General features: G+C 71.8%; 3 protein-coding genes. All 3 read right to left on the reverse strand.

What is annotated here, in order from left to right:
• Nucleotides 1-1,241: SCO6880 family protein (locus ABZ855_RS48135; RefSeq protein ID WP_360820372.1), on the reverse strand; the 1,241-nt coding region annotated here is incomplete at its 3' end.
• Nucleotides 1,242-1,326: 85 nt separating this feature from the next.
• Nucleotides 1,327-2,688: an ATP-binding protein gene (locus ABZ855_RS48140; RefSeq protein ID WP_360820377.1), complete on the reverse strand. Its 1,362-nt coding sequence runs from the start codon at nucleotides 2,686-2,688 to the stop codon at nucleotides 1,327-1,329.
• Between the two features lie 42 nt (nucleotides 2,689-2,730).
• The gene (locus tag ABZ855_RS48145) at nucleotides 2,731-3,417 is read right to left on the reverse strand and encodes a hypothetical protein (RefSeq protein ID WP_360820375.1); all 687 of its coding nucleotides are present in this window, start codon (nucleotides 3,415-3,417) and stop codon (nucleotides 2,731-2,733) included.
• Between the last annotated feature and the right edge of the window lie 76 nt (nucleotides 3,418-3,493).

Consider the following 3,493-nt stretch of genomic DNA (forward strand, 5'->3'; position numbering starts at 1 on the left):
TCGACGGAGTCGGCCTCGGCATCGACTTGTCCGCGGCGGGCGCGTTCGTTGGCGTCGGCGATGATCGCCGCCTTCTTGCGCTGCACGTCGCGCATCGCGGACTCGAGCCCCTGCGGCACGTAGATGAAGGAGAGGGCGCGGCGGACTCCGGCGGTGAACATGAGCCCGTGCAGGAAGCCCGCCGAGGTTTCGGTGCGGGGCCAGTCCTCGACCCAGTAGGTGGCGTGCCGGGCGGAGTCGGTGGCGAGGCGGTCGTACTCCTCGACTTGGACCACGGGCCCGGCGGCGGCCGGGTCGGCTTCGGCCCGGCCGGAGGGGGACCACTGCTGCAGCGCGGACAGGGCCCTGGGGTCGTAGGCGGTGCGGATGACGGCGGCGATCTCTCGGGCCGTGAGCCATCCGGTCACCGTCAGTCCGGCGCTGCGCGCGGACTGGGCGATGGCGGACGTGGTCTGTTCCAGCACGGTGAAGGCGCCGGGCAGTCCGCCGCCGGCCTGGTTGATGAGGCGCTTGGCGGCCTTGAGGTCGAGGGAGATCGCCAGGTACGTCTCGTGCGGGGCGGCGGCAGGTCCTGCGGAGGAGACCAGTTCGCTGTAGACCTGTCCGGCGAGAGGGGTTTCGGGGTGGCCGTGCCGGCTCCAGTGGCGGGTGAGGGTGTCGCCGCTGTCGGGCACGGTGCGCTCCAGGACCTGGACGGTGGCGACGTGTCCGGTGCGGGCGATACCGGCCAGGGCTCGTCCCCAGCTGCTGACGTTGTGGTTCTGGGTGGCCGGGTCGAGCAGCGCGAAGGCGCGTGAGGAGACGTGGGCGACGGCGGTCAGGGTCTGGCTGTGCGGGTCGTGCACAGCGGCAGCGCCGTTGGCGGAGTCGCCGGGGGTGACCACTTTCAACGAGGCGGCGGTGCCGGGCAGGTGCAGGATGCCGTCCTGGCGGGGCCGGGAGAGCGGCCGGGCCAGCCAGAGGGTCTGGCCGGTGCGGCGGCGGTGGGCGTAGCGGGCGACGGCCGGTGCCCAGTCGATCAGGGAGCGGCCGTTGCGGCGCACAGCCACGAGGGCGGCGGCGACGGTCCAGACCGGGGTCAGGACGAGTGCGCCGAGGAGCCCGGTGGTCACCACGGTGATGAGGAGGAGCGCCAATGCGGCGGAGACGAGCGTGAGTTGGGGGAGGGAGAGGCCCAGGAGGATGCCGCGCCGGGAGCGGTGCGGGAATTTGACTGTGATCGGGGAGGCAAGTTCAGACAAGGAGCCGGTTTCCGGTGGAGCGCGGGGCCGGGACGGCACACCCGGAGGTCGGGTGCGGGGTACCGTCCCGGCGCAGGGGGGCGGGTCAGAGGCCGGTAGGCGAAGGCGGCTGCGCGCCGGTTCCGGTCGAACTGCTGGAGTCCGGGGACGGCGGGGCGCCTTGCGGCGGCGGAGCCGTGGCCGACGGGGAAGATTGCCATCCACCCGCCTGGCCGGCAGCGGCGCCGCGCCCGGAGCCGCCTGACCTGGGGCTTCCACCCATCTGGCTGCTGGTGTCGTCGGTGACATGGGTCGGCGGGGGTTGCACGGCCTTCTCCAGAGCGCTCCTGGTCCCCTCGCTGCCGGACGACGGTGCTCCTGAGCTGCTGCCTTCGTTGCCGGCGTTGGGCGTGGGGTGGGAGGCGATGTCGCCGGGGAAGCCGCCGGGTACGGAGTCCGGGCCCTGGGGAGCGGCGCCCGCTCCAGCCGCGGCCCCGCCGGTCCCGGCGGTGGCGGCCATGGCGGCGGCCTTGCGGCCGGCGCGTTCGGCGTGCTGGCGGGCGATCTGCGCACCGGCTCCGCCGGAGCGGTGCAGGGTCTCGGCGTCCGAGCCCTCGGAGGCCGCCCAGTGCACGAACTTGAACGTGGCGTACGGGCACAGCAGGACGAGCGTGAGGATGACGATGCCGGCCATGACGTCGGCGAGGGTGGCGATGCCAGCCTTGGCCTCGGTCTTGCCCATCGCGGTGATCCCCAGGACGAAGATCACGGTCATCAGGAGCTTGGAGACGACGAGGGTGGCGGTGGCTTCGATCCAGCCCTTGCGCCAGCGCCGGGCGATCTCCCAGCCGCCGCCGGCTCCGGCGAAGACGGCGAGGGTGACCATGACGAGGATGCCGACCTTGCGGACCATCATCACGCCCCAGTAGAGGAAGGCGCCGATCGCGGCGCCGACGCCGACGAAGACTGTGACGAGCCAGCCCAGGCCCGACAGGGAGGCGATCTGGCTCACCTTGACGATGCGTCTGATCGCCGTGGCGATGTCGAGGTTGGCGGCTTTGAACAGGCCGTCGCTCAATGCGTCGACGACTTCGATGGCGACGGTGGTGAAGGCGATCGCGGTGAACGAGAAGATCACACCGACGGCGGTGCCGGTGAATGCCTGGGTGAGGGCCTGGCCATCGCGGCGGATCGCGGCGCGTACCAGCTGGGCGCAGAACGTGGCGACAAGGACGACCAGGCCGATCGGCAGGATCATCTCGTAGTTGTCGCGGAACCATCCGGCATTCAGGTCGACCCTGGTGGTGGTGTCGACCGCCTCGGCGGCCAGGTCGGCTGCGGCGGCGGCGAGTTCGCCCGCCGATTTCGCCATCCAGTTGCCGATCGCCGCGCCGGGGTCGGAGGCGAAGGACGCTGCGTCACCGACGGCACAGAGAGTGCCCGCGAGGGGGAGATCACAGAAACCCAAAGGGGGATTCACCCCTCCTTTCTCAGATGGGCTCGGGCCAGGTCAGGGCACGAGACGGGGAGCGATGGACACCAGGGAGCAGTCGGCGTTGGGGCGGCACTGCACGGCGAGGGTGACCGAGCGGTCCTCAGCGCCGGCGCCGCCCTCCTTCCAGGCGATCTGCTGCTTACCGGTGACGGTGACGGCGTAGATATACGCCTCGGTGATCGCCGACGGATCGTCCGCCAGGACCTGTTTGAACGCGGAGGGGTAGTGGGCCTCGGACACGGTGGCGGTGGCGTACTGGTCCTGGTCCGCCATCCGCGACCACAGCACCGGATCCGGTACCTGCGCGGTGAGAGAGGACCAGTCGGCGTACTGGGTCTCCGCCGTCAGCCACGCCTTCATGCCGGCGAGTTGCTGGTCACGGCTGGTGGTGCGGGTGTCGTACGACCACAACATGGCGGCGGCGGCCTTGGCGAAGGCGACCGGGTCCGCCACCGGTGGAGGCGCCGCCACCGCACCGGTCCCGTCCGGCGCCGCCGAACTGGCCGACGAGGAGGTGCTGCTGCTCGGCGGGACGGACGGAGCGGCGGCCTGGCTGTCGCCGGCGGTGGTGCGGCCGGTGAACAGGGTTACGGCGCCGGCGAGGGCCACCAGGACGCCGAGACCGGTCGCGATGACCGTGATGCGCTGGCGGGTCGACCAGCCGAGTCCGTAGCCGGACAGGGAGAGGAATCGTTTCGGCATCAATGGACCTGCGACCCCAGGGCGGAGAAGAACGCCACGACCCCGTTCGCGGCGCCGAGACCGAGGGCGGCGCCCG

Origin of the sequence: Streptomyces sp. NPDC047042, assembly GCF_040644035.1 — a bacterium.
Taxonomy (GTDB): Bacteria; Actinomycetota; Actinomycetes; order Streptomycetales; family Streptomycetaceae; genus Streptomyces.

Bases quoted from the DNA above. Each gene is read 5' to 3' on its own strand.
- ABZ855_RS48145 (WP_360820375.1), bottom strand. From the start codon at position 3,417: ATGCCGAAACGATTCCTCTCCCTGTCCGGCTACGGACTCGGCTGGTCG.